The organism is Photobacterium halotolerans DSM 18316 (genome assembly GCF_000425165.1).
GTDB classification, from domain to species: Bacteria; Pseudomonadota; Gammaproteobacteria; order Enterobacterales; family Vibrionaceae; genus Photobacterium; species Photobacterium halotolerans.
This window is the reverse complement of the sequence record NZ_AULG01000060.1, coordinates 1-1299: the sequence shown is the minus strand read 5'-3', so window position 1 is coordinate 1299 and position 1299 is coordinate 1. Positions and strand designations below refer to the sequence as shown.

Annotated in this window: 1 protein-coding gene; it reads right to left on the bottom strand. The window is 51.7% G+C overall.

From position 1 onward, the window contains the following. Positions 1 to 31: 31 nt before the first annotated feature. Entirely contained in the window at positions 32 to 1240 is a 1209-nt protein-coding gene (locus H511_RS0109335) for an IS256 family transposase (protein WP_027252049.1), read from the bottom strand. Between the last annotated feature and the right edge of the window lie 59 nt (positions 1241 to 1299).

Here is a 1299-nt window from a genome sequence, read left to right as displayed (position 1 = left end):
GAGGGTGTTCATAGTTCTGTGTCAGCATAAGTCACAGATCCACATATTGATCGACCCTGTTCGGGAAGTGGAGGCTCAATTGGGATAACGTCAGATTCCAGTTCTGTACCGGATGCGTCCACTTCTCGGAAGCCTTCAACATCCCCGCATAGAGCAGCTTCAGCAAGCTGGTTTCGTTAGCGAAGCCGCCCTTGGTTTTGGTCAGCTTGCGGAACTGACGGTGCACCGCCTCAACCGCATTGGTGGTGTAGATGGCCCGCCGGATCTGCTCGGGATACTTGAAGTATACCGACAAATTGTCCCACTTGCTGCGCCAGGATTTGATGACCAACGGGTACTGCTTACCCCATTTTGTTTCCAGTTCATCCAGCGCCTGCTCAGCAGCATTCTGTGTGGCGGCCTTGTAGACAGACTTGAGATCCGCCATAAAAGCCTTCTGGTTTTTGCTCGCAACGTACTTCATGGAGTTGCGGATTTGGTGAATGACGCAGATCTGCACCTCTGTCTCAGGGTAGATGGTTTCAATGGCTTCCGGGAAGCCTTTCAGGCCGTCTACCGAAGCGATCAGGATGTCCTTGACTCCGCGGTTCTGCAGGTCGGTCAGCACGCTGAGCCAGTAATGTGCGCCTTCATTTTCAGACAGATACAACCCCAGCAGCTCTTTTTTACCCTCAACGGTCAGACCCAGAATCGTGTAGACGGCTTTCGATATGAAGCGACCGTTCTCTTTGATTTTATAGTGAATTGCATCCAGCCAGACGAAGGGATACAGCGGCTCCAGATCCCGCTCCTGCCATGCTCTGAGTTCAGGTACCAAACGGTCGGTGATGGTGTTGATAGTGCCGTTGGATATACTCATGCCGTACAGATCTAAGATGTGTTCTCGGATGTTCTGATAGCTGTTCCCAAGTGCGAACAGAGAGAGGATCTTCCCCTCCATCTCGTCGGTCAGGCGGGTCTGATACTTCTTGACGGTCTGAGGTTCGAACGTGCCATTACGGTCTCTCGGCGTTTCCAGTTCAAATTCACCTGACGATGTTTTGACCGTCTTTCTGGAGGTGCCATTCTTGCGGTTGGCAGAAGTTTCATTCGTCAGGTGCTCGTCCAGCTCTGCTCCCAATGCGGCTTCGGTGATCTGCTTGATCAGTGGCGTGAGCAGGCCATCCTTGCCATTGAGGTTTTGCCCGGACTGCAGCGCTTTGGCGAATGCCTGGATATCAATTTCGTATTTATCAGCCATGATGTGTCTCTCCCGTTTTTAGGAAGTGTAGGAAAAGACACAAAACTTTGAACACTACC

What these genes read in the sequence shown, in the direction of transcription:
- H511_RS0109335 (WP_027252049.1), bottom strand. Translation starts at nt 1,240, where the DNA reads ATGGCTGATAAATACGAAATTGATATCCAGGCATTCGCCAAAGCGCTG.